This is a genomic window from Sodalis sp. dw_96 (assembly GCF_018449575.1).
In the GTDB taxonomy this organism is placed as follows: Bacteria; Pseudomonadota; Gammaproteobacteria; order Enterobacterales; family Enterobacteriaceae; genus Acerihabitans.
Window position 1 is genome coordinate 1 of record NZ_JAAVUT010000059.1, and the last position, 770, is coordinate 770.

At 59.4% G+C, this 770-nt stretch carries 1 protein-coding gene; it reads right to left on the reverse strand.

The features are described 5' to 3' along the window. On the reverse strand, nt 1-770 hold a 770-nt coding region (locus HB631_RS26765; RefSeq protein ID WP_213994209.1), incomplete at both ends, for an elongation factor Tu.

Consider the following 770-nt stretch of genomic DNA (forward strand, 5'->3'; position numbering starts at 1 on the left):
AACACGCCCACGTTTTCACCGGCACGGCCTTCGTCCAGCAGTTTACGGAACATTTCAACGCCGGTGCAGGTGGTTTTCAAGGTCGCTTTGATGCCGACGATTTCAACTTCTTCACCCACTTTCACCACGCCGCGTTCCACACGACCGGTTACCACGGTACCGCGGCCGGAGATGGAGAACACGTCTTCGATAGGCAGCAGGAACGGCTTGTCAATGGCGCGAACCGGTTCCGGGATGTAGGTATCCAGCGCTTCGGCCAGTTCCAGGATCTTCGGGGTCCAGGCTTCGTCGCCTTCCAGCGCTTTCAGCGCGGAACCACGGATTACCGGGGTGTCGTCGCCGGGGAAGTCGTACTGCGACAGCAGTTCGCGCACTTCCATTTCAACCAGTTCCAGCAGTTCTTCATCATCAACCATGTCGCATTTGTTCATGAAGACGATGATGTAAGGCACGCCTACCTGACGGGCCAGCAGGATGTGCTCGCGGGTCTGCGGCATCGGGCCGTCGGTTGCGGCAACCACCAGGATTGCGCCATCCATCTGGGCGGCACCGGTGATCATGTTCTTCACGTAGTCGGCATGCCCCGGGCAGTCAACGTGCGCGTAGTGGCGGGACGGGGTATCGTATTCAACGTGAGAGGTGTTGATGGTGATACCGCGGGCCTTTTCTTCCGGTGCGTTATCGATCTGGTCGAAAGCGCGGGCGCTGCCGCCGAAGGCTTTAGCCAGTACGGTGGTGATGGCGGCGGTCAGGGTCGTTTTACCATGGTC